The 22,164-nt window shown below is 58.1% G+C and carries 17 protein-coding genes and 3 rRNA genes; 5 read left to right on the top strand and 15 right to left on the bottom strand.

The window, feature by feature from the left end; all coding sequences use genetic code 11:
• Window positions 1-70: 70 nt before the first annotated feature.
• Entirely contained in the window at window positions 71-1,777 is a 1,707-nt protein-coding gene (gene recN, locus AC061P_RS05855) for a DNA repair protein RecN (RefSeq protein WP_480392047.1), read from the bottom strand.
• Window positions 1,774-2,718 carry an NAD kinase gene (locus AC061P_RS05850; protein WP_480392046.1) on the bottom strand — a complete coding sequence of 315 codons (945 nt, stop codon included), beginning with the start codon at window positions 2,716-2,718 and terminating at the stop codon, window positions 1,774-1,776. The genes recN and AC061P_RS05850 overlap by 4 nt, the downstream gene beginning before the upstream one ends.
• Before the next feature lie 261 nt (window positions 2,719-2,979).
• Between AC061P_RS05850 and AC061P_RS05845 the strand changes: the two genes are divergently transcribed.
• The 3 genes from AC061P_RS05845 to AC061P_RS05835 are packed head-to-tail and all read left to right on the top strand — an operon-like array spanning window position 2,980 to window position 5,128.
• A complete protein-coding gene (locus AC061P_RS05845; RefSeq protein ID WP_480392045.1) occupies window positions 2,980-3,231 on the top strand; it encodes an SHOCT domain-containing protein in 252 nt (83 codons plus the stop codon).
• On the top strand, window positions 3,231-4,694 hold the full coding sequence (locus tag AC061P_RS05840) for a multicopper oxidase family protein (protein WP_480392044.1): 1,464 nt from the start codon (window positions 3,231-3,233) through the stop codon (window positions 4,692-4,694). Before AC061P_RS05845 ends, AC061P_RS05840 begins: the two co-directional genes overlap by 1 nt.
• A 14-nt stretch (window positions 4,695-4,708) precedes the next feature.
• The gene (locus AC061P_RS05835) at window positions 4,709-5,128 is read left to right on the top strand and encodes a DUF302 domain-containing protein (protein ID WP_449646460.1); all 420 of its coding nucleotides are present in this window, start codon (window positions 4,709-4,711) and stop codon (window positions 5,126-5,128) included.
• A 22-nt stretch (window positions 5,129-5,150) separates the two neighbouring features.
• Here the strand turns inward: AC061P_RS05835 and AC061P_RS05830 are convergent, their stop codons facing one another.
• The 9 genes from AC061P_RS05830 to tyrS form a co-directional block, all read right to left on the bottom strand.
• Window positions 5,151-5,945 carry a TlyA family RNA methyltransferase gene (locus AC061P_RS05830; RefSeq protein ID WP_449646459.1) on the bottom strand — a complete coding sequence of 265 codons (795 nt, stop codon included), beginning with the start codon at window positions 5,943-5,945 and terminating at the stop codon, window positions 5,151-5,153.
• Window positions 5,938-6,090, bottom strand: a complete 153-nt coding sequence (locus tag AC061P_RS05825) for a hypothetical protein (RefSeq protein WP_341952173.1) — start codon at window positions 6,088-6,090, stop codon at window positions 5,938-5,940. Before AC061P_RS05825 ends, AC061P_RS05830 begins: the two co-directional genes overlap by 8 nt.
• A gap of 2 nt (window positions 6,091-6,092) precedes the next feature.
• Complete coding sequence (locus AC061P_RS05820; RefSeq protein ID WP_480392164.1) at window positions 6,093-7,118, bottom strand: HAD-IIA family hydrolase; 1,026 nt, start codon at window positions 7,116-7,118, stop codon at window positions 6,093-6,095.
• Window positions 7,081-8,520, bottom strand: coding sequence for a hypothetical protein (locus tag AC061P_RS05815; RefSeq protein WP_480392043.1), 1,440 nt, complete (start codon window positions 8,518-8,520; stop codon window positions 7,081-7,083). Before AC061P_RS05815 ends, AC061P_RS05820 begins: the two co-directional genes overlap by 38 nt.
• Window positions 8,521-8,608: 88 nt before the next feature.
• Window positions 8,609-8,725, bottom strand: a 5S ribosomal RNA gene (rrf, locus tag AC061P_RS05810).
• A 179-nt stretch (window positions 8,726-8,904) separates the two neighbouring features.
• Window positions 8,905-12,021: ribosomal RNA gene (locus AC061P_RS05805) — 23S ribosomal RNA — on the bottom strand.
• Between the two features lie 509 nt (window positions 12,022-12,530).
• A 16S ribosomal RNA gene (locus AC061P_RS05800) occupies window positions 12,531-14,066 on the bottom strand.
• Together the 16S, 23S and 5S rRNA genes form the textbook arrangement of a ribosomal RNA operon.
• 762 nt (window positions 14,067-14,828) lie before the next feature.
• Complete coding sequence (locus AC061P_RS05795) at window positions 14,829-15,413, bottom strand: dihydrofolate reductase family protein (protein WP_449649004.1); 585 nt, start codon at window positions 15,411-15,413, stop codon at window positions 14,829-14,831.
• Window positions 15,414-15,433: 20 nt separating this feature from the next.
• Window positions 15,434-16,744: a tyrosine--tRNA ligase gene (gene tyrS, locus AC061P_RS05790; protein WP_449649003.1), complete on the bottom strand. Its 1,311-nt coding sequence runs from the start codon at window positions 16,742-16,744 to the stop codon at window positions 15,434-15,436.
• Between the two features lie 125 nt (window positions 16,745-16,869).
• Between tyrS and AC061P_RS05785 the strand changes: the two genes are divergently transcribed.
• Together AC061P_RS05785 and AC061P_RS05780 are read left to right on the top strand one after the other, a co-directional pair.
• The gene (locus tag AC061P_RS05785; protein WP_449649002.1) at window positions 16,870-17,508 is read left to right on the top strand and encodes a DNA-binding protein; all 639 of its coding nucleotides are present in this window, start codon (window positions 16,870-16,872) and stop codon (window positions 17,506-17,508) included.
• Window positions 17,505-18,059, top strand: coding sequence for a hypothetical protein (locus AC061P_RS05780; protein ID WP_480392042.1), 555 nt, complete (start codon window positions 17,505-17,507; stop codon window positions 18,057-18,059). The genes AC061P_RS05785 and AC061P_RS05780 overlap by 4 nt, the downstream gene beginning before the upstream one ends.
• Here AC061P_RS05780 and AC061P_RS05775 read toward each other — a convergent pair.
• Genes AC061P_RS05775 through AC061P_RS05760 form a run of 4 tightly spaced genes read right to left on the bottom strand, consistent with a single transcriptional unit; the run spans window position 18,042 to window position 22,151 of the window.
• Entirely contained in the window at window positions 18,042-18,923 is an 882-nt protein-coding gene (locus AC061P_RS05775; RefSeq protein WP_480392163.1) for a DUF817 domain-containing protein, read from the bottom strand. The two genes, AC061P_RS05780 and AC061P_RS05775, sit on opposite strands and share 18 nt — an antisense overlap.
• Window positions 18,923-19,510 carry a DNA-3-methyladenine glycosylase gene (locus AC061P_RS05770; RefSeq protein ID WP_480392041.1) on the bottom strand — a complete coding sequence of 196 codons (588 nt, stop codon included), beginning with the start codon at window positions 19,508-19,510 and terminating at the stop codon, window positions 18,923-18,925. The genes AC061P_RS05775 and AC061P_RS05770 overlap by 1 nt, the downstream gene beginning before the upstream one ends.
• Window positions 19,511-19,512: 2 nt before the next feature.
• Window positions 19,513-20,949 (bottom strand): argininosuccinate lyase, encoded by a 1,437-nt coding sequence (argH, locus tag AC061P_RS05765; protein ID WP_480392040.1) that lies wholly within the window; start codon window positions 20,947-20,949, stop codon window positions 19,513-19,515.
• 2 nt (window positions 20,950-20,951) lie between these two features.
• Window positions 20,952-22,151: an argininosuccinate synthase gene (locus AC061P_RS05760; protein WP_449648997.1), complete on the bottom strand. Its 1,200-nt coding sequence runs from the start codon at window positions 22,149-22,151 to the stop codon at window positions 20,952-20,954.
• Window positions 22,152-22,164: the final 13 nt, after the last annotated feature.

The following is a 22,164-nucleotide window of genomic DNA, read 5'->3' as shown; positions in this document are numbered from 1 at the left end:
CGTTTAAGTTGCGCTGTTGGGGCGTTTCGTTATCGGCTTAACAGGCTCGAGACACAACAGAGGCTCTGCGTTAGCGATTTGCCTTCTCCAGTTCGTGCGCGGTGTTGATGAGTTCGCGAGCGTGGGCGAGCCCCGATTCGGAGTCGGGAAGGCCGGAGAGCAGTCGCGCCATTTCGGCGATTCGCGCCTCTCCTTCGAGCTGGTGAACGCTGGATGCCGTGACTGAGCCGTCGTCGCCCTTGATGACGCTGAGGTGGTTGTCGGCAAACGCGGCAACCTGGGCAAGGTGGGTGACAACGATCACTTGAGCGGTGCGGCTCAGCTGGGCTAAACGTTTTCCGATTTCGATGGCGGCTGCACCGCCGACTCCGGCATCCACTTCGTCAAAGATGAAGGTGGGCACGGGGTCGTTGCCGGCAATGACAACTTCGATGGCAAGCATGACGCGGGAGAGCTCTCCCCCGGATGCGCCTTTTCCGAGCGGGCGCGGTGGCGCTCCGGGGTGTGGGCGAAGCAGTATCGACACTTCGTCTTTTCCGCTCAGCGAGTAGTCGCTGCGATCTTCAACGGTGACGACGATCTCGGCATTGGCCATGGCGAGTTGCGCAAGTTCGTTGGTGACTTCGGCGGAGAGTCGCTGTGCACTGCTTGTACGCACGTCGCTGACGTTCGCTGCGAGGGCAATGAGTTCGGCCTGATCGGCTTCCACTTGAGCACGGAGCGTATCAATGCGAGTGGAATCGTTGTCGAGTTCCAGTAGTCGCTGACTGCCAGTATCGAGCACGTCGACAACATCGTCGAGGTTGCTTCCGTGTTTGCGTACGAGGGCGGCAAGTTGGCTGCGTCGTTCTTCGACCTGTTCAAGTTCGCGGCTGCCATCTGAATCGAGGCTCGCAAGATAGCTGGCAAGATCGGTCGCGATTTCACCGAGAGTGATGGATGCCGCGGCAAGGGCTTCCGCGATCGACCCGAGTTGGGCGTCATGCTCAGCAACACGCTCAAGCCCTCGATAGGCCGCGGCAAGCTGGGCAACCACATCGGAGCTCTCGTCTGCGGCATCCGCCGACAACACCGCGTGGGCGCCTTCGGCTGCGAGACGGAGGCCTTCAAGGTTGGCGAGTCGATCGGCACGCTCGGTGAGTTCAACATCTTCACCGCGGCGAACGTCAGCAGCCTCGATCTCATCAATGGCCACGCGTAGTTCTTCGGCTTCCCGACTGCGCAGATCGCCTTCGGCTACGAGCACATCGAGTTCGCCCTGGGCAGACTGCCAGCGGCGGAAGACGGTTTGGTACTGCTCAAGCACGGTTGCCAATTCGGCTCCAGCGAAACGATCGAGCGCATTGCGCTGAGCCGTCGCTGACTTGAGACGAATCTGATCGGATTGCCCGTGCACAACAACAAGCTGGTCACCAAGCTCCGTCAGCACCCCGACAGGAGCACTGCGGCCGCCAACAACAGCACGACTGCGACCCTCACGTGACAGAGTGCGCACGAGCAGCAGTTCGCCATCATCAAGATCACCACCGGCATCGCGTACTCGCTCGGCAACGGCAGACTTCGGGTCAATGACCCAGCGCCCTTCAACGGATGCTTGGTCGCTGTCCGCACGGATCGCTGCCGCATCGGCGCGCTCCCCCAACAGAAGCCCAAGGGCTGTGACCACCATGGTTTTACCCGCACCCGTTTCACCCGTGAGCGCGGTAAATCCGGGGCCGAGTGGGAGACGTGCTGATGCGATCACTCCGAGATCGCGAATGGAGATCTCTTCGATCACGACTGGGGTCCCTCCTCCGAAGCTGGGCCACGCCATCCGTATACGGGCAGGTTGAATTTCTCTACGAGTCGATCGGTGAACGGCCCCTGTGCGAGGCGCGCGAGGCGCACGGGAACGGGTGACCGGCGAACGACTACTCGAGCGCCGCGCGGAAGATCGTGGGCACGGCGGCCATCACACCAGAGAACACCGATCCCCATGTTGCGGTCCATCACTTCGACGGCAAGCGCAGAATCGGGGCCAACAACAATCGGTCGGGCAAAAAGAGCGTGGGCGCTGAGGGGAACAAGCAGGATGGCGTCAAGACTTGGCCAGACGATGGGTCCGCCGGCCGAGAAGGAGTATGCGGTTGAGCCGGTGGGGGTCGACATGACGACGCCGTCGCAACCAAAGGATGAGAGGGGTCGGCCGTCGACCTCGATGACGACTTCGAGCATCCGCTCTCGGCTGGCTTTTTCTACCGTTGCTTCGTTGAGCGCCCACGTTTCGTAGACGACTTCGGAGTCAACCTTCACCCGCACCGAGAGCGTCATGCGCTCTTCAACGAGGTAGTCGCGCGCCAGAGCACGCTCCACAGTGGAAGTGAGCTCTTCGCGTTCGCTTTCTGCCAGGAATCCGACGTGACCGAGATTAACACCGAGTAGCGGCGCACTGCAGCCACGGGTCAGTTCGGCCGCACGCAGAATCGTGCCGTCACCACCGAGCACGATGACGAGCTCAAGTTCACCCGTTTCGACTTCGTTGCCGAGGCGAGATATCGGAGAGAGATCTGGTTCAGCTTGAAGAATAGTTTCGTAGCTATCGGGCGCTAATACGGGCACGATGCCTGCGGTGATGAGTTGATGGCACACAGAGATCGCGGCCGTCAATGACTCAGCTCGACCGGTGTGAGCAATAACTAGGATGTGGCGATCGGAAGCGTGAGAGTTCTCGGACTGCACCGTGCACCTCTCGTTGGTAGTGATTGACGACTCGTGTCGCGCTGACTCAAACCCCGACCAAAGCAATGGCGGAGATCTGCGTTAACCATTCTGTCCGATTCCCACCGACAAGTGCGCGTTGCACACGATTCTGGGGATATTGCTCGCGCCAGCGGGCAATTTTCGTCCGGGTGCCGAATCGGTTGGCACACAGCCTCCTGTATACCACCGGGGGTATCGTGGCCCGCACGGCACAATCCCAAGCGAAAGGAACCAAATCTGATGATGTGGGGCTACGGAAATATGGGATGGGCTTGGGGATACGGGCTGCTGGCACTTGCCGGCGTCGCCCTGCTCATCTATGTCATTGTTCGTTTAGCGTCGAGCAAGTCCAGCAGCGAGGGAACACCTGAGAATCCGAGGCACTCTGATACCTCTGGCGCCAAACGAATCCTCGAAGAACGTTTCGCTCGCGGGGAGCTCACCGCGGAACAATACCGAGAACACCTTCGAGTGCTCAACGAGTCCCCGTAATGTCCGAAATCAGCCGACGTAACGCGCTGATCCTCGGCGGAGTCGGGATCGCCAGTGTCGCGGTGGGCGCTACCGGTGTCTTTTTCAATCAGGGCCCCTCATCTAACTCATCGTCGGGAACAGAATCCGGCAACACCTTTACAGAGCCCGTCGAGTTGCGCAGCAGAGACGGCGCGCTCACTCTGGACCTCACGTCGTCGCCCCAACGAGTGAGCATTGCTGGCCGCGACGTGAACGCACTGAGCTACAACGGTGGCCTGCCAGGTCCCACCCTGCGCGTTCGCGCGGGAGACACCCTCGCTGTGAGCCTGAAAAATGGCTTAGCCGACCCCAGCAATCTGCACGTGCACGGGCTCCATATCTCCCCGAACGGCAACAGCGACAACGTGTTCGTCACGGTCGCAGCAGGCGAATCATTCGATTACCAGTACACGTTGCCAGCCGACCATCCTCCCGGCGTGTACTGGTATCACCCGCACCTTCACGGTTTCGTCGCGGAGCAAGTGTTCGGCGGGCTCTACGGCGCCATCATCGTCGAAGACCCCGAACCGATCCCCGCTGACCGAGAACGCCTCCTCGTCATCTCCGACATCACCATCAGCTCAACGGGAAATATTCCAGCGGCGTCTCCGAGGGAAGAGATGTCTGGGCGGGAGGGAGATCTCGTGCTTGTCAACGGACAACTCACTCCAGACATGACCGCCCGCCCCGGTGAACGCGAGCGGTGGCGCATCGTCAACGCCAGCGTCTCCCGCTACTTGCGACTTCGACTCGACGGACAGCAATTGACTCTGCTCGGCATCGACTCTGGGCGCTTTGAATCGCCTCGGGAAGTCGACGAAATCGTGCTGGCCCCGGGCAACCGAGCCGACCTCATCGTCACGGGCAGCGCTGGCATGTCCAAACTACGAACCCTGAGATACGATCGCGGATCAAACGGCGGAATGATGATGGGAGGCGGATCGCCTGCCGCTGAAGACATCACACTGGCCAGCTTCAGCGTGGCCGGGGATGCCATCGCCGGCCAGCCTGCTCTCCCCAGCCAACCTGCCCAGCGTGACCTCCGCATTGCTACCACAACCGCAAAACGCGAGCTGGTGTTTGCAATGGGAATGGGCGGCGGGATGGGAGCAGGCATGATGTCGCCCACGATCAACGGCCGCGAATTTGATGCCGCCCGCGTCGACACCACTGTCCAATTCGACAGCGTCGAGGAATGGTTGCTAACCAATACCAGCACTCTCGATCATCCGCTGCACCTGCACGTCTGGCCCATGCAAGTCATCGAACAAGACGGGCAACCCGTCGACTCGATCATGTGGCAAGACGTCGTAAACATTCCTGCCCGAAGCACTACGCGCGTGCGGATCGCGTTCGAGGACTTCAGCGGAAAAACCGTCTACCACTGCCACATACTCGACCACGAAGACAACGGGATGATGGGAATCATCACCGCGAACTAGCAAAGGAGATAACCATGAACTATGCGCACACCATCACAGTTTCATTGCCCTACGAGGAAGCAATCGCCGCGACGAAGCAAGAACTAGCGAACCAAGGGTTCGGCGTCCTCACCGAAATCGACATCCGAGCGACCTTCACCACAAAGCTTGGCGCCGAGAGTGCAGCTGCGGTCGGCGACTACTTGATCTTGGGCGCGTGCAACCCGGCCCTTGCCGAGCAAGCACTCGCCGCCGACCCCGACATGGGCCTGCTACTGCCCTGCAACGTCGTCATCCGACGAAGCGAGTCTGCCAAGTCGACTACGGTTCAAGCGATCAACCCGCAAACCATGGTCCAACTCAGCTCTGTGCCAGCAGTACAAGCGGTTGCTGATCAAGCAGATGAACGACTTCGTGCCGCTCTGGCAGCTATCGAGGCTGCCAGCAGCCAGTAGCCGGACTCGAGCCCCTTACCGCTTAGGCGATGGCAGCAACCCGCGTTATCCACTCTGTCGGGTTGCTGCCGTTCGGGGCACTCAACCAGACAAGATACTCACGGTTTCCTGCGTTTCCGGCGATTGGGGAGGAGACGACGCCCGCCGTGCCGAGTCCCACATCCCAAGCAGCCCACAGCACGCCCATGATTGCTTCGTCACGCAAAGCAGAGCCGTGCACAATGCCCTCGCGAATATTGGTGCGACCAACCTCGAACTGCGGCTTGACGAGAAGAACGTAGTCTGCGGCATCCCCCACCGACGCATACAGCGCCGGAATTACGGTACGCAATGAGATAAACGACAGATCAGAAACCACCAGTGTGGGAGTTTCGGATGTCCCGCTCAACGCCGCAAGCGACTCTGCAGTGAGATAGCGCGCATTTTCGCGTTCGATGACCCGCACTCGAGCATCCGAACGAATCAGGTCGACGAGTTGGCCATGCCCAACGTCAAGGGCGATTACTTCGCGAGCCCCGCGTTCGAGTAGCACTTGCGTGAATCCGCCAGTGGATGCGCCAACATCGAGGGCGAGCCTGTCTGTGGCGTCAATACCGAACGCCTCAAGCGCGGCAACCAACTTGTGGGCGGCACGGCTCACATAGTGATCGGTCTCGGCAACCTCGATAACGTGGTCATCGGTCACCGGTGTCGAGGCTTTCGGCACCGCAATGCCCTGCACTGTCACGAGGTTGTCTGCGATCAGTTTTGCGGCGTGCGTGCGTGATCGGGCGAGACCACGCGCGGCCAGAGCAGCATCGAGCCGGGTGCTAGCCATGACGCGGGAACGAGTCCCTGCCCTCAAGTTGTTGTTGCAGTTCATCGTGAATTTGCGTGAACGCTGCAGCCCTCGACTCGAGCGGTTGATCTTCGATCAGGCTCAGTCGTGACATCAATCCGTCGACGGGTGATTCATCGCTCATACTCACGAATATAGCTCCGCCGGAACCTCAAGGGCGTAGATGGCGCTCCCGGAATTCCAGATTGCTGCAGCTCCTGCTCGAAGCCGGTCAATGGATGTTCCGGCCGCTGTCACGGTGAGGCGCTGTGCTTCGAGGCGCACTGTCGCCGTTCCCACTGTCGTCACTACGGCGGCGCCGTCGTGCGTAATTACGGTTTCCGGATACGGCTCATGAAGCCCCCGCAGGTCGTCAACGATCATCGTTGGACGCTCTTCGGGGATTGCTGCGAGTACTTGCTTGGCTTGATCGATACCGGTCAAGACGAGCAGAGACGGGATGCCTGAGTTGTTGGCACCGAGAATGTCGGTGTCGAGGCGGTCGCCGATCATGAGTGCTTTGCGGGACTCGTAGCGTCGGAACGCTTCTTCGAAAATTGCGACTTCTGGCTTTCCGGCAACGATGGGTAGCCGGCCGACGGCGGTGTGCACGGCAGAAACGAGGGTGCCGTTTCCTGGTGCTGTTCCGCGCGCTTGGGGAATGGTCCAGTCAGTATTTGTGGCAACCCACGGGATGCCGTCGTCGCCGCCTTTGAGAGCGAACGCTGCTTCTGCGAGGTGCGTCCACGCCACATCGGGCGCAAAGCCCTGAACGACTGCGGCTGGCGAGTCTTCGGCGGAGCGTGTGACGATGAAGCCAGACTTCTCGAGCTCGCTCGTGAGTCCGTCTCCCCCAACCACCATGACGGTTGAACCAGCTGGCACCAACTCGCGCAGAAGAGTCATCGCCGCTTGGGGCGACGTGACGACGTCGTTCGCCTCGACCCGCAATCCGAGTTCACTCAGATGAGTGGCGACGGATGCGTCGGTGCGCGAAGCATTGTTGGTGATGTACGCGACCTGGGCGCCCTCTATCGCGTTGATGCTGTCGACGGCGTGAGGAATAGCGTTAGCGCCCCGGTAAACAACACCGTCGAGGTCGGCAAGAACTAGGGAAATTCCAGTGAGCGGTGTCTTAGTCGACACGCTCGCCGCTTTCGCCTTCGTTCCCATCAGTCTCGTCAGTGACGTCCAGAGGCTCATCAGCATTCTCAGTTTCTGTCTCGGATGCCGCGGCGGGTGCAGTGTCGACCTCAGACGTGACTTCGTCGATTTCGTACTCAAATTCTTCTTCAACGACTTCGATGGTTGCATCGTCATCGTCGTTGAGCGCGTCGGCTGCGACATCTGCACGATCAAACCAGATCGCTGCTTCTTCTTCGCGACCGAGTTCTTCGAGCACAGTGCCGTAGGCACCGAAGAGTGCTGGGCTATAGCTGAACGCTTTAGTGGGGTCGAGTTGCGGAATCTGCAGTTCGGTCAGGGCTTCTTCGGCTTGACCGAGGTCGAGCCGAGCACCAGACATCGCGATCGCGAGCTCTACCTGCACGCCGGTCGACAGGGTGCTTCGGCGCACGGATCGTCCGAGCTCGAGTGCACGCTCGGGGCGTTCGAGGCCACGTTCGCTATCAACCATCATCGGTAGTTGGTCGTCGCGACCAGAGATGCGACGGTAGGTGCGCAGTTCGCGCAGCGCGAGGGCGTAGTCCTCTGTTGCGTAGGCGGTGATTGCGAGGGTTTCGCGCACAACACCAATTCGGCCGGCTCGACGAGCGGCAGAGATGGCGTGTTGGTGCGCAAGCTCAGGATCACTTTCGATGAGCTGCGAGACCATGACGAGGTGCAGGGCTACGCCTTCTGCGTTTTCCTTGCTTAGAGTCTTCAGTTCATTGGATGCGATTCGATCAAGCATCTTTGGGGTAATTCCCGCGGGAATTTCCGGTGCCTGGTGGAATGCGCGAACGGAGCGGATGCCGAAGGGATCGCGATCTTCTTCTGGCTCGCGTTCGCTGGCGTTGTGGTCTCCGCGTGCGGGGGCGCCGCCTTTGGTCCAGAGACGCTTCTCGGGGGGCCCATCGCTGCGTCCGGATCCGCGGTCGGGACGACCTCCACGTTCCGGGCGACCGGAGCCGTCGTTGCGTGGGGGGCGTGCGGGGCGTGCGGGGCGATCGCTGCGCTCGGTACGACCTGAACGGTCGCCACGATCGGGGCGGTCACCAGAACGAGGTGGCCGGCTATCGCGGTCACCTGACCGTTGCGGCCGACTGTCGCGGTCGCCGGAGCGGGGTGGGCGGGTGTCGTCGTTTGACCGTGCGGGGCGACCCTCGCGGTCGCCGGAGCGGGGTGGACGGGTGTCGTCGCCTTCGGGCTTTGCGCGCCAAGGACGATCGGATCCGGATGCGGGCTTGCCGCGGGCTGGTCCACCTGCGGCGTTGTCGCGGCGAGGTCTTCCATCGCTTGGACGGCCCTCTCCTGGTCGCCCACCGGTGGGTCGACCACCAGATCGAGGCGCGCCAGAGCGGTTTCCGTGGGGTCGGCTGTCGCGACGCCCATCGTTACCTGACGAATCACTCACTTTTTGCTCCTGAATCTGGATGGAACTTAACGCAAAATGGCCACCCGCTGTGTCTATTAAACACAGTGGTGGCCATTTCACAATTGAAGTCCGGCGGTGTCCTACTCTCCCACAAGGTCCCCCTTGCAGTACCATCGGCGCAGAGAGTCTTAGCTTCCGGGTTCGGAATGTAACCGGGCGTTTCCCTCTCGCTATGGCCGCCGAAACACTATTGATTTATGTATCAGTCTGGGCCAGTTCACATCACAGAGCTTCCACCTAGGGTGGGGCTCAGCAGTGTGTGCTGGGCGCAGTTCCCGACCGTAAATCGGGAACCACAAAGTGGACGCGAGAATTCTTCTCAGTCACCATTCGACAGTCAAAGACTGCCCAGTGAGGTGGGGTGTTATCAATTTATCGACTTATTAGTACTGGTCAGCTCCACAGGTCGTTAGTCCCTGCTTCCACATCCAGCCTATCAACGCAGTAGTCTAGCTGCGAGTCTCTCGGCCTAAGCCATGGAAATCTCATCTTGAAGCTGGCTTCCCGCTTAGATGCTTTCAGCGGTTATCCATTCCGAACGTAGCTAATCAGCGGTGCTCCTGGCGGAACAACTGACACACCAGAGGTTCGTCCATCCCGGTCCTCTCGTACTAGGGATAGATCTTCTCAAATTTCCTGCGCGCGCAGAGGATAGGGACCGAACTGTCTCACGACGTTCTAAACCCAGCTCGCGTACCGCTTTAATGGGCGAACAGCCCAACCCTTGGGACCTACTCCAGCCCCAGGATGCGACGAGCCGACATCGAGGTGCCAAACCATGCCGTCGATATGGACTCTTGGGCAAGATCAGCCTGTTATCCCCGAGGTACCTTTTATCCGTTGAGCGACAGCGCTTCCACAAGCCACTGCCGGATCACTAGTCCCGACTTTCGTCCCTGCTCGACTTGTCAGTCTCACAGTCAAGCTCCCTTGTGCACTTACACTCGACACCTGATTACCAACCAGGTTGAGGGAACCTTTGGGCGCCTCCGTTACTTTTTGGGAGGCAACCGCCCCAGTTAAACTACCCACCATGCACTGTCCCTGAACCGGATCACGGTTCGAAGTTAGATATCCAATATGACCAGAGTGGTATTTCAACAATGACTCCACCTGAACTAGCGTCCAAGCTTCACAGTCTCCCACCTATCCTACACAGGCCACACCGAACACCAATACAAAGCTATAGTAAAGGTCACGGGGTCTTTCCGTCCTTCTGCGCGTAACGAGCATCTTTACTCGTAGTGCAATTTCGCCGAGTTCGCGGTTGAGACAGCTGGGAAGTCGTTACGCCATTCGTGCAGGTCGGAACTTACCCGACAAGGAATTTCGCTACCTTAGGATGGTTATAGTTACCACCGCCGTTTACTGGGGCTTAAATTCACAGCTTCGCCTTACGACTAACCGTTCCTCTTAACCTTCCAGCACCGGGCAGGCGTCAGTCCGTATACATCGTCTTGCGACTTAGCACGGACCTGTGTTTTTAGTAAACAGTCGCTTCCCACTGGTCTCTGCGGCCCTGCAGCGCTCCCGGAGTAAATCCGTTCACGCCTTAGGCCCCCCTTATCCCGAAGTTACGGGGGCATTTTGCCGAGTTCCTTAACCACGATTCTCTCGATCTCCTTAGTATTCTCTACCTGATCACCTGAGTCGGTTTGGGGTACGGGTAACTTGAACCTCGCGTCGATGCTTTTCTTGGCAGCATAGGATCACTGATTTCGTCTTGACGACTACCCATCGGGTCTCAGGCTTAATGAACGACGGATTTGCCTATCGTTCGCCCTACATCCTTAGACCGGGACAACCATCGCCCGGCTCAGCTACCTTCCTGCGTCACACCTGTTAATACGCTAACCGCACCAGAATAGGGTCGTACGCTAGGCCCCACGCCTCACCCCGAAGGGATTGGTCTAGGGGATTCAGATACTTAGCATTACTGGATTAGTTGGGACGGTTCTTCGTCAGTACGGGAATATCAACCCGTTGTCCATCGACTACGCCTGTCGGCCTCGCCTTAGGTCCCGACTTACCCAGGGCGGATTAGCCTGGCCCTGGAACCCTTGATCATTCGGAGGACGGGTTTCTCGCCCGTCTTTCGCTACTCATGCCTGCATTCTCACTCGTGTAGGCTCCACGGCTGGTTTACACCGCCGCTTCACTGCCCACACGACGCTCTCCTACCACTCCGTACGGCTGAACCACGAAGGCTTACCTATAATACGAAATCTACAACTTCGGTGGTGTGCTTGAGCCCCGTTACATTGTCGGCGCGGAATCACTTGACCAGTGAGCTATTACGCACTCTTTCAAGGGTGGCTGCTTCTAAGCCAACCTCCTGGTTGTCTGTGCAACTCCACATCCTTTCCCACTTAGCACACGCTTGGGGACCTTAGTTGGTAGTCTGGGCTGTTACCCTCTCGACGATGAAGCTTATCCCCCACCGTCTCACTGCTGCGCTCTCACTTACCGGCATTCGGAGTTTGGCTAACGTCAGTAACCTTTTAGGGCCCATCAGCTATCCAGTAGCTCTACCTCCGGCAAGAAACACGCAACGCTGCACCTAAATGCATTTCGGAGAGAACCAGCTATCACGAAGTTTGATTGGCCTTTCACCCCTATCCACAGCTCATCCCCTCCATTTTCAACTGAAGTGGGTTCGGTCCTCCACGTGCTCTTACACACGCTTCAACCTGGCCATGGATAGATCACTTCGCTTCGGGTCTAGAACCAGCGACTATTTCGCCCTATTAAGACTCGCTTTCGCTACGGCTGCCCCACACGGGTTAACCTCGCCACTGATCACTAACTCGCAGGCTCATTCTTCAAAAGGCACGCTGTCACAGCTACTAAGGCTGCTCCAACGGTTTGTAAGCAAACGGTTTCAGGTACTATTTCACTCCCCTCCCGGGGTACTTTTCACCTTTCCCTCACGGTACTTGTCCGCTATCGGTCATCTGGAAGTATTTAGGCTTATCAGGTGGTCCTGACAGATTCACACGGGATTTCTCGGGCCCCGTGCTACTTGGGATACTCTTCGAACCATTGCAACATTTCGACTAAGGGGCTGGCACCCTCTATGGCGTGGCTTTCAATCCACTTCGTCTATATCACTTTGTAATTCTTGCTGTACGGCAGTAACAGCTGAAAAGTCCCACTACCCCGACCATGCAACGCCTGCCGGCTATCACACATGATCGGTTTGGCCTCTTCCGGTTTCGCTCGCCACTACTAACGGAATCACGGTTGTTTTCTCTTCCTGTGGGTACTGAGATGTTTCACTTCCCCACGTTCCCTCTACCCGCCCTATATATTCAGGCGGGAGTCACTGAGTCGTCTTGCAACGCCCAGCGGGGTTTCCCCATTCGGAAATCCTCGGATCACAGCTCTATTATCAGCTCCCCGAGGCTTATCGCAGATTTATACGTCCTTCTTCGGCTCCAGATGCCAAGGCATCCACCGTTTGCTCTTAGAAAATTGATATCACATGAGTATAAGAATCGATCGCGGCACCTAAATGCCGAGATTGACCAATGAACTGCCACACCCAAAGGCATGACAGCAATTGTTATTTCTTGTGATCCGACCTTTCGGTCGAATCTAAGATGCTCGCGTCCACTGTGTAGTTCTCAAAATACGGGCGGTATCCTCCCTCATCCCCCAACCTGCAGGAAACAAGACCAGGATCCATCAGACCCAAAGACACCTTTCGATGTCCCAGGTCCTAAGGTACGAACACGAACCTTTCAGTCCGAGCCCGGTCCCTCAGGACCCAACAACGTGCAAAGACCAGCACCCCCATAAACCCTCGTTCCTACCAACCGAAGTCAGCGTACTGAAGAGAAAATAGTTCCTCTGGCCACAATGTCAATGTTCCACCCATGAGCGCCGTCTACCCCGAACAGGGCAGTACGACTTGGCAACATAATGCGTTTCCTACTAACCCTGTGTATACCGCAGGGACGAAAAAACGCGTTGCACATGCTCCTTAGAAAGGAGGTGATCCAGCCGCACCTTCCGGTACGGCTACCTTGTTACGACTTAGTCCTAATTACCAATCCCACCTTCGACAGCTCCTCCCCTTGCGGGTTAGGCCACTGGCTTCGGGTGTTACCGACTTTCATGACTTGACGGGCGGTGTGTACAAGGCCCGGGAACGTATTCACCGCAGCGTTGCTGATCTGCGATTACTAGCGACTCCGACTTCATGAGGTCGAGTTGCAGACCTCAATCCGAACTGAGACCGACTTTTTGGGATTCGCTCCACCTTGCGGTATTGCAGCCCTTTGTATCGGCCATTGTAGCATGCGTGAAGCCCAAGACATAAGGGGCATGATGATTTGACGTCATCCCCACCTTCCTCCGAGTTGACCCCGGCAGTCTCCTTTGAGTTCCCACCATTACGTGCTGGCAACAAAGAACGAGGGTTGCGCTCGTTGCGGGACTTAACCCAACATCTCACGACACGAGCTGACGACAACCATGCACCACCTGTTTACGAGTGTCCAAAGAGTGAACTATTTCTAGCCCGTTCTCGTATATGTCAAGTCTTGGTAAGGTTCTTCGCGTTGCATCGAATTAATCCGCATGCTCCGCCGCTTGTGCGGGCCCCCGTCAATTCCTTTGAGTTTTAGCCTTGCGGCCGTACTCCCCAGGCGGGGAACTTAATGCGTTAGCTGCGACACAGAAACCGTGGAATGGTCCCTACATCTAGTTCCCAACGTTTACGGCATGGACTACCAGGGTATCTAATCCTGTTCGCTCCCCATGCTTTCGCTCCTCAGCGTCAGTAACGGCCCAGAGATCTGCCTTCGCCATTGGTGTTCCTCCTGATATCTGCGCATTCCACCGCTACACCAGGAATTCCAATCTCCCCTACCGCACTCTAGTCTGCCCGTACCCACTGCAGGCTGGGGGTTGAGCCCCCAGTTTTCACAGCAGACGCGACAAACCGCCTACGAGCTCTTTACGCCCAATAATTCCGGATAACGCTTGCACCCTACGTATTACCGCGGCTGCTGGCACGTAGTTAGCCGGTGCTTTTTCTGCAGGTACCGTCATGATGTGACAAGCACATCGCTTCTTCCCTACTAAAAGAGGTTTACAACCCGAAGGCCGTCGTCCCTCACGCGGCGTTGCTGCATCAGGCTTGCGCCCATTGTGCAATATTCCCCACTGCTGCCTCCCGTAGGAGTCTGGACCGTGTCTCAGTTCCAGTGTGGCCGGTCACCCTCTCAGGCCGGCTACCCGTCGTAGGCTTGGTGAGCCATTACCTCACCAACTACCTGATAGGCCGCGAGTCCATCCTTGACCGAAATTCTTTCCAGCTCCTAGCCATGCGGCTGAAGCTCGTATCCGGTATTAGACGTCGTTTCCAACGCTTATTCCAGAGTCAAGGGCAGGTTACTCACGTGTTACTCACCCGTTCGCCACTAATCCACAGAGCAAGCTCTGCTTCATCGTTCGACTTGCATGTGTTAAGCACGCCGCCAGCGTTCATCCTGAGCCAGGATCAAACTCTCCATAAATGTTTTTTAGCAACCACAAGCAAGCTTGCAGAAGCACATTGTGTGCAAGGACTAACCGGAATAGGTCAGAACCTTGCAAGTTTGAAACTGACAGAACAAATCAATACTGACTTGCTTTGTTGTTTATATCTTTTCCAAAGGAATCCGCTGCACCAGCAATCACGACCCGAAATGGGACGATTTCACTAAGCACAGTCGGGTTTTTGGCATTTGACATTGTGCACGCTGTTGAGTTCTCAAGGATCGGACGCTCCTGACCTCCACCGCACAACGGCTTCACCCCAGGGCTTTCAAACCTGTGTTGGCAACCCCCACATACATGCGGAAGGCAACCTGTCTAACTTACCAGCTTCACCGCGCTTGTCAAACCAACCATCCGGCACCAGAACGGTGCCCAACAACTGACCAACACGCGAATAAAGCGGGTTCTCATCCTAAGATCTGACACTGAAACCCACAAGAGGTAAAACGATGTTTGACTCGACCACAACTCGAAAGTTGAGGAGGATGGTGGTCCCCACTTGAGGCCGGACACTCAGCAGCAAAAACTGACTTAGCGATCCGCACCTTTGGGGTGACTAGAAAGAACTTTACGTGCAGAATCCCCCTCCCGCCAATACCGAGAACATCCCGGGCGTGTCGAGAAAGTGAGCACCACAAAACACTGTGCTCCGACCACACTCGGCACTGAAAGTTGAGGGTGGGCGACCAGAATTGGCGAGGAATCGAAATGACGAGTGCCACGGCTCCGCTGCCGAATGCTTAGCGCGTGTTCATCACCGACATCGACGCGGGGACTGACAAGGGCACGACTTCGTAAACCACGTGGACAAATTGGCCTACAGCCGCGGCTGAGGTCAAGCGCAAGCGATCGGCGCCCACGACGCGAGGAAAGAGTGGCGCACCACCCAGCACAGCTGCGGGCGCGAACGAGATAGAGATTTCATCGAGGGCTCCCGCATCGAAGAATTGGCCAGCCAATTCGCCGCCACCGACGACCCAGATGTCGCCGTCACCCGCAACTTCGCGGATCGCGGGCAGAGCATCCGCAACGTTGCCTCGAACGAATCGAACGTCGGCACCGTGGGGAACCGGTAAATCGCGAGTCGTGAAGACAAAGGTCGGCTTGTCACCAAAAAGTTCAGCCCACTTATGCGGTTGCGCGATGAGGTCTTCGTGCTCGAGCACCCACTCATAGGTGGTCGCCCCCTCGACCAGAACGGTCGCAGTGGGAGCAACAGCGGGGGTTTCATCATCCGCAACAGCGAAAAGCCACTCAAGAGAATTTGCCTCGTCAGCAATATAACCGTTGAGTGTGGACGCGGTTTCGAACAGAATGCGGGACATTCCGTCAGGCTACCCCGACCCTACGACGTAACGAAAATTCCAGCGAGGGTCTTCTTGCCGCGACGGAGAACCGCCACATCCCCTGGCAACAAATCACCACCAACAGTCGCCTGGTCATCCGCCACCGCAACATTGTTGAGGTAGACGCCACCCTGCGAAATGGCGCGACGCGCCTCACTCGCACTCGACACCAGCGCAGTATCTACGAGCAGTTGCACGATAGTGGCATCCGCTGCGGCATCGACGTGGTTGAGCTCTCGCAGCGCTGAAGCAAGAGTGTGGGCATCCAACGATGCCAACTCCCCCTGGCCGAATAGCGCAGCAGACGCCGATATCGCCGCTTCGGTGGCAGCGCGGCCGTGAACCAACGACGTCACCTCGAAGGCAAGGGTCTTCTGCGCTTCGCGCCTAAACGGCGCCTCCGCCACAGCAGTTTCGAGTTCTGAAATACGTTCCCGCGAGAAAAACGTGAAAATCTTCAGCCTCTGGATGACATCCGCATCATCAGTGTTGAGCCAGAACTGGTAAAACGCGTACGGGCTCGTCATCTCAGAGTCGAGCCAGATCGCATTGCCCTCACTCTTGCCGAACTTGGTGCCATCCGAGTTGGTGATGAGCGGGGTACCGATCGCGTGAACGCTTGCGCCCTCAGCCTTGTGGATGAGATCTGTACCGCTCGTGAGGTTGCCCCACTGATCACTGCCGCCCGACTGCAGCACACAACCGTAGCTGCGGTAGAGCTCCAAATAGTCCATACCCTGCATGACTTGGTAGCTGAACTCGGTGTAGCTAATTCCGGCGTCACTGTTAAGGCGTGCGCTGACGGCATCCTTCTTCAGCATTGTGCCGACCCGGAAGTACTTGCCGACATCCCGCAGAAAGTCGATCGCGCTCATCGGCGCTGTCCAGTCGAGGTTATTGACCATGCGCACCGCATTGTCGCCCTCGGTGCTGAGGAACTTCGAAACCTGAGCCTGCAAGTAGCTCACCCATTCGGCAACCGTCTCGTTGTCGTTGAGGGTGCGTTCAGCCGTGGGCCGAGGATCTCCAATGAGGCCGGTGGCTCCCCCAACGAGTCCAAGCGGTTTGTGGCCAGCAAGCTGGAGGCGGCGAAGCAGCAGGAGCTGCACGAGGTTTCCGAGGTGCAGGCTTGGTGCAGTCGGATCGAATCCGCAGTAGTAGGTGATTGGGTCGCCAGCCAGAAGCTCCTTGAGAGCATCCGCGTCTGTCGAGACATGCACGAGGCCGCGCCAGACGAGTTCGTCCCACAGGGTCGCGAAAGAGGCGTCGTTGCTTTGATTGCTGAGTGATTCTGATGCGGTCGCTGACACGCCTTTAACCGTAGTGGAGGTTGCGGCAACTCGTGACGCGGCAGGGAAGCAAGGCTGAGAGTCTGATTGTCAAGAATCAATGCTGTGGGCCTGATATTTACGAATCAATGCTGTAGCCTTTAGTTATGTTTGTCATTACAGCAGATCAACGAAACAGCAGACGCAGCGCGGATGCCGTAGCCGAAGCACTGCAATTGCTCAATGCTGAGCGGCAGAACGACCTCGCCCTCACCGCCGAACGCACCGCAGGTGACGAAGTGCAAATGTTGCTGAACTCCGCACAAGCAGCTCTCGAGATCGCCCTCGAACTCACGCGAACCGGCCAATGGAGCGTCGGCATCGGAATCGGCGCCGTGCCAACGCCCTTCGGCGCCACCGTTCGCGCAACAAGCGGCCCCGCCTTTATCGCCGCGCGCACCGCAATAGACCGAGCCAAGAAAAGTCCCGCAAAGTGCGCCGTCGAATCAGATCCAACCAGCGAACTCGCCCGCGACATCGACCCGCTGCTCGAACTCCTCATCCTGATGAGAAACCGGCGCACCGACAACGGGTGGGAACTGTACGACCTGCTCAACACCGGAATCACTCAAGCTGATGCCGCCGAACGACTCGGAATCTCACCGCAATCAGCAAGTCAACGAGCCCTCGTTGCCGGACTGCGCACAGAGGAAGACGCCGTGAGCGCACTTGCTAACCTTCTCGACAGAGCCCACGACGCACTGACAATAGACAAAGCATTCAACGCAGAGGAAGGCACTTCATGATCGGCTGGTGGATAACCGTACTGATTCTCACGATCGGCGCAATCGGCGCAGCCATGATCGCGACGCGCACCGAAAAGTATTGGCTAGCAACATCCGCCTTCGTGCCGGTCGCGCTAGCCCTCATCCTTGGCTCAACCCAGAACCCACTTCCCAGCGACCTTTCGGGCCTCGTCATACTCATGAGTGTTGCCATGATTGCGCTGGCTACCGTCGCCGGAAGCCCCCTCGTGGCCTACGTACTCTCGCTCGCATCGTACCCGGCAACCCGCGGCATCCACGGGGGAATTCTGGTCAGTGATGCTGACTCTCCCCTGCCCCAGCGGGAGATTCTGCGTGGCGGCACAACCATCGGCTACCTCGAACGCTTCGCCTTCATCGGGTCGATTATGGTCGGGCAACCCGGTGCAATCGCGGTCATCATCGCTATCAAAGGTCTTGGTCGATTCTCCGAACTGGAAAACGCGGCCGCCCGTGAACGATTCATCATCGGCACGCTCGTGAGTCTTGTCTGGGCCGGCCTCTGCACCGCAGCGCTACTGCTCGGGCGCTAACCGCTCCACTTCGGGCGGTCGCGGCTTCTCAACCCACGTGACGAGCACCACCGACACGATCATCAGCAGCAACCAGGATCCGAGCTTGGCAATAGACACCAGTTCCCAACCCTGCGACTGATTGGGATAGACCCAGGCGTTTGACCACGTCGCCACGTTCTCTGCGATCCAAATGAAAATCGCGACAAGCACGAACGCGACAAGCACGGGCATCCGGAAGCGTGCCCGTGATACACGCACGTGCATTACTGTGCGCCAATAGACCACCGCAATTGCCACAAACAGGAACCAGCGTGCGTCGAGGATGAAGTGGTGGCTGAAGAAGTTGATATAGATGAGCAGCGCCAGAATCGCCGTAATCCAACGCCGCGGATACCGATCGAAACGCAACTCAAAGAGGCGGAAAACCCGCACCATATACGAACCGACCGCCGCATACATGAAGCCGCTATACAGCGGAACCCCGAAAACGTGCAGGATGCCGTCGCCCTCATACGTCCACGAGCCGGCATCCGTCTTGAAAATTTCCATCACCGTACCCACGATGTGGAACAGGATGATCACCCGAAGTTCCCGCAGAGTCTCGAGCTTGAACACCACCATGAGAACTTGGATCGTCAGCGCTGCCAGCACCAAAAAATCGTTGCGCGCCAGGGTCGTCGACTCGGGGTACCAGAGCCGTGTGAGTACGAGCACCGCCAGCAACGCGCCACCGAAAACGCATGCCCAAGCCTGTTTGAGCACGAAGACCGTGAACTCAATTGCCCAGGTGCGAGCACGGCTTGGTCGGCGGTGAGATTGTTGATCGAGCGTGCGATGAGCCCACTCATCAATTCGCTGCTCAAGTGAAGTAAAGCGGGCCATCAGGTGCGCTTGCGCTTCGCTGCTGGCCGATACGGTGACACGCTCGGCTCCCCCGGAATCCAGAAACGCCACGGATAATCATCAGAACCACCGTCACCGGCAACTCCAGTGCGTGGCCCCGCTTCGAACGGTGCTGCCGAGGAAGGGAGCTCCAAGCGCACGCGACCCGACTCAAGGTCAGTACCGGCGTCATCCAACCCAATCCCGAGCGCAACAACGAGTCGTGCTGGGCCCTGCGCGAGATCGGTACGCTTTCGAGAACGTGCTCGACGTTCTGTGGCAACATCAACACCCGCGATGACTTCTCCCGCACGCAGCAGTACCGCGGATGCAGTGCCCTCCGGCATACACACCACATTCGCGCACGTGTGCATTCCATAGGTGAAGTACGTGTACAAGTGGCCTGGCGGTCCATACATCACGGCATTGCGTTTTCCCAGGCCCCGAAACGCATGGGAACCCGGATCACGGTCCCCCATATAGGCCTCGACTTCGGTGAGCCGAACAGCAACATCACCAACCCGCACGACAGCACCCAGCAACAACGGTGCAACCTCAGTCGCCGGCCTGCTGAGCAGTTCGAACACGTCTAGCGAAGGACCTGAGGATCAAGCGCTGCCGCAAGCACACGAACGCGCTCGGTGAGCTCAGCGCGCTGCTCTGCAACACGAACAGGGGCTGTGCCGCCGATACCGGCGCGACTCGACACAGAACCTTCTACCGTGAGCACGGCGCGCACATCACCCGTGAGGTGGGGGGAAATGGCCGCATAGTCCTCATCTGATGGCTCGTGAAGTTCAAGCGAGTTGTCTTCGCAGAACCGCACCAAAGAACCACTGATCTCGTGGGCTTCACGGAACGGAACGTGCTGACGCACGAGCCAATCCGCAACATCCGTCGCCAAAGAAAAACCCTGCGGCGCAAGTTCGGCCATGCGGGCAGTATTGAAACGCAGCGTGGCGATCATTCCCGTAAAGGCTGGCAGCAGAACCTCGAGAGTCTCAACTGAATCAAAAACCGGCTCTTTGTCTTCTTGCAGGTCGCGATTGTAGGCCAACGGAAGTGCCTTAAGCGTGGCGAGGAGACCCGTCAAGTTACCAATGAGGCGTCCAGCCTTGCCGCGAGCAAGCTCCGCAATGTCTGGATTCTTTTTCTGCGGCATGATCGACGAACCAGTGGAATAAGCATCATCGAGTTGCACAAAATCGAACTCACGCGTGTTCCAGAGAATTATCTCTTCGCTCAGTCGCGAGATGTCGATGCCGAGCTGAGCCGTGATGAACGCAAATTCAGCCACAACGTCCCGGCTCGCAGTCGCATCGATCGAGTTTTCGGTCGGGCGAGCAAGCCCAAGCTCACGAGCAACCAGAGCCGGATCGAGTCCGAGGGTGCTGCCGGCAAGCGCACCAGAGCCATACGGTGATGTGGATGCTCGGACCTTCCAATCACGCAAACGCTCGAGCGTGCGCACGAGCGGCCAGGCGTGGGCCAGCAAGTGATGCGCGAGCAGTACAGGCTGCGCATGTTGGAGGTGGGTGCGCCCCGGCATGACCGCTGACTCGTGCTTCTCTGCCTGAGCAACCAGCGCATCGATCAGGTCGACAACCATTTTCGCAATCGCACCAGCGTGATCGAGCAAATAGAGGCGCACGAGGGTAGCGATTTGATCGTTGCGGCTGCGTCCGGCGCGGAGTTTACCTCCGACGTCAGCCCCAGCGCGCTCAATCAGTCCACGCTCCAGAGCAGCGTGAACATCTTCCTCAGATTCGAGAGAAGTAAAGCTTCCATCGGCGACAGCTTCGCTCAACGACTGCAGAGCATCCACCATCGTTTCGAGTTCGACGTCGTTGAGATACCCGGCGGCCGCGAGCGCCTGTGCGTGCGCTCGCGAACCGGCGAGGTCGTACTGCGCAAGCTGCCAATCGAAGTGAGTCGATTTGCTCAACCGGGCAAGCTCCGGCGATGGACCGCTTGCGAAGCGGGCTCCCCAGAGTTGTCCTTCACCAGTTTCAGCAGATTGCGCCATGATTAGCCCTGCTTTGCGTCGCGGCGAGCCGAGATCTTGCTTGGCAGCGACCAGAGGTCGATGAAGCCCTTCGCCAGTGACTGGTCGAAGGTATCCCCGGTGTCGTAGGTGGCAAGGCTGAAATCGTAGAGGCTCTGCTCCGACTTGCGACCGGTCGGCACTGCACGACCGCCGTGAAGGGTCATACGGATTTCTCCGCTGACGTAGCGCTGCGTGTCTTCAACGAACGCGTCGAGTGAACGCTTGAGCCCTGAGTACCAGAGTCCGTCGTAAACCAGGTTGGACCATTCGGTTTCAACGCCGCGCTTGTAGCGACCGAGGTCGCGCTCAAGGGTGAGTGACTCAAGCTCTTCGTGGGCGGCAATGAGCGCAATCGCGCCGGGAGCTTCGTAAACTTCACGACTCTTGATACCGATAAGACGGTCCTCAACCATGTCAATGCGGCCAACGCCGTGCTTGCCCGCAATTGCGTTCATGTGCTCAACGATGGCGAGCGCCGACATCGAAACGCCGTCGATGGCAACGGGGATACCGGCTTCGAAGGTGATGGTCACTTCGTCAGCCGGAAGGCCAGCTTCGGGGTTTGAGGTGTACTCGTAAAGGTCTTCGATGGGGGCGTTCCACGGGTCTTCGAGGAAGCCAGTCTCGACCGCACGGCCCCAGACGTTCTTGTCGATCGAGTACGGGCTCGCCGCAGACTGACGGATCGGAAGGTTGTGCTCTTCCGCATAGATGATCGCCTTGTCACGAGTAAGAGCAAGGTCCCGCACGGGCGCGATGCTCGTGAGGTCGGGAGCGAGAGCAGCAACGGCGGCTTCAAAGCGCACCTGGTCGTTTCCCTTGCCAGTGCAACCATGAGCAACACTGTCGGCGCCAAGAGCCTGAGCGGTCAGCGCGAGGTGGCGAGAGATCAGCGGACGGCTGAGAGCTGAAACGAGAGGGTAACGCTTCTGGTAGAGCGCGTTGGTCTTGAGAGCTGGCATGAGGAAGTCATCAGCGAACTCATCCTTCGCGTCAACAACAATCGACTCAACAGCACCACAATCGAGAGCACGCTGACGGATGTCGTCCATGTTTTCGCCACCCTGGCCGACGTCAATCGCCAAAGCGACAACCTCTTTGCCTGTGGCGTCCTTGAGCCAACCGATACCTACGGAGGTGTCGAGTCCGCCTGAGTAGGCGAGTACAACGCGTTCTGACATGTGATTTTCTCCT

The sequence above is a fragment of the Rhodoglobus sp. G.S.4 genome (assembly GCF_056619605.1).
This window is presented reverse-complemented; position numbering and strand designations above follow the sequence as displayed.

Coding starts and splice junctions, on each gene's coding strand:
- AC061P_RS05795 (WP_449649004.1), bottom strand. CDS start 15,413: ATGTCCCGCATTCTGTTCGAAACCGCGTCCACACTCAACGGTTATATT.
- AC061P_RS05780 (WP_480392042.1), top strand. CDS start 17,505: ATGATCGGCTGGTGGATAACCGTACTGATTCTCACGATCGGCGCAATC.
- argH (WP_480392040.1), bottom strand. CDS start 20,949: ATGGCGCAATCTGCTGAAACTGGTGAAGGACAACTCTGGGGAGCCCGC.
- AC061P_RS05785 (WP_449649002.1), top strand. CDS start 16,870: ATGTTTGTCATTACAGCAGATCAACGAAACAGCAGACGCAGCGCGGAT.
- AC061P_RS05825 (WP_341952173.1), bottom strand. CDS start 6,090: ATGAGCGATGAATCACCCGTCGACGGATTGATGTCACGACTGAGCCTG.
- AC061P_RS05820 (WP_480392164.1), bottom strand. CDS start 7,118: ATGGGAACGAAGGCGAAAGCGGCGAGCGTGTCGACTAAGACACCGCTC.
- AC061P_RS05835 (WP_449646460.1), top strand. CDS start 4,709: ATGAACTATGCGCACACCATCACAGTTTCATTGCCCTACGAGGAAGCA.
- AC061P_RS05845 (WP_480392045.1), top strand. CDS start 2,980: ATGATGTGGGGCTACGGAAATATGGGATGGGCTTGGGGATACGGGCTG.
- AC061P_RS05775 (WP_480392163.1), bottom strand. CDS start 18,923: ATGGCCCGCTTTACTTCACTTGAGCAGCGAATTGATGAGTGGGCTCAT.
- AC061P_RS05830 (WP_449646459.1), bottom strand. CDS start 5,945: ATGGCTAGCACCCGGCTCGATGCTGCTCTGGCCGCGCGTGGTCTCGCC.
- AC061P_RS05760 (WP_449648997.1), bottom strand. CDS start 22,151: ATGTCAGAACGCGTTGTACTCGCCTACTCAGGCGGACTCGACACCTCC.
- AC061P_RS05840 (WP_480392044.1), top strand. CDS start 3,231: ATGTCCGAAATCAGCCGACGTAACGCGCTGATCCTCGGCGGAGTCGGG.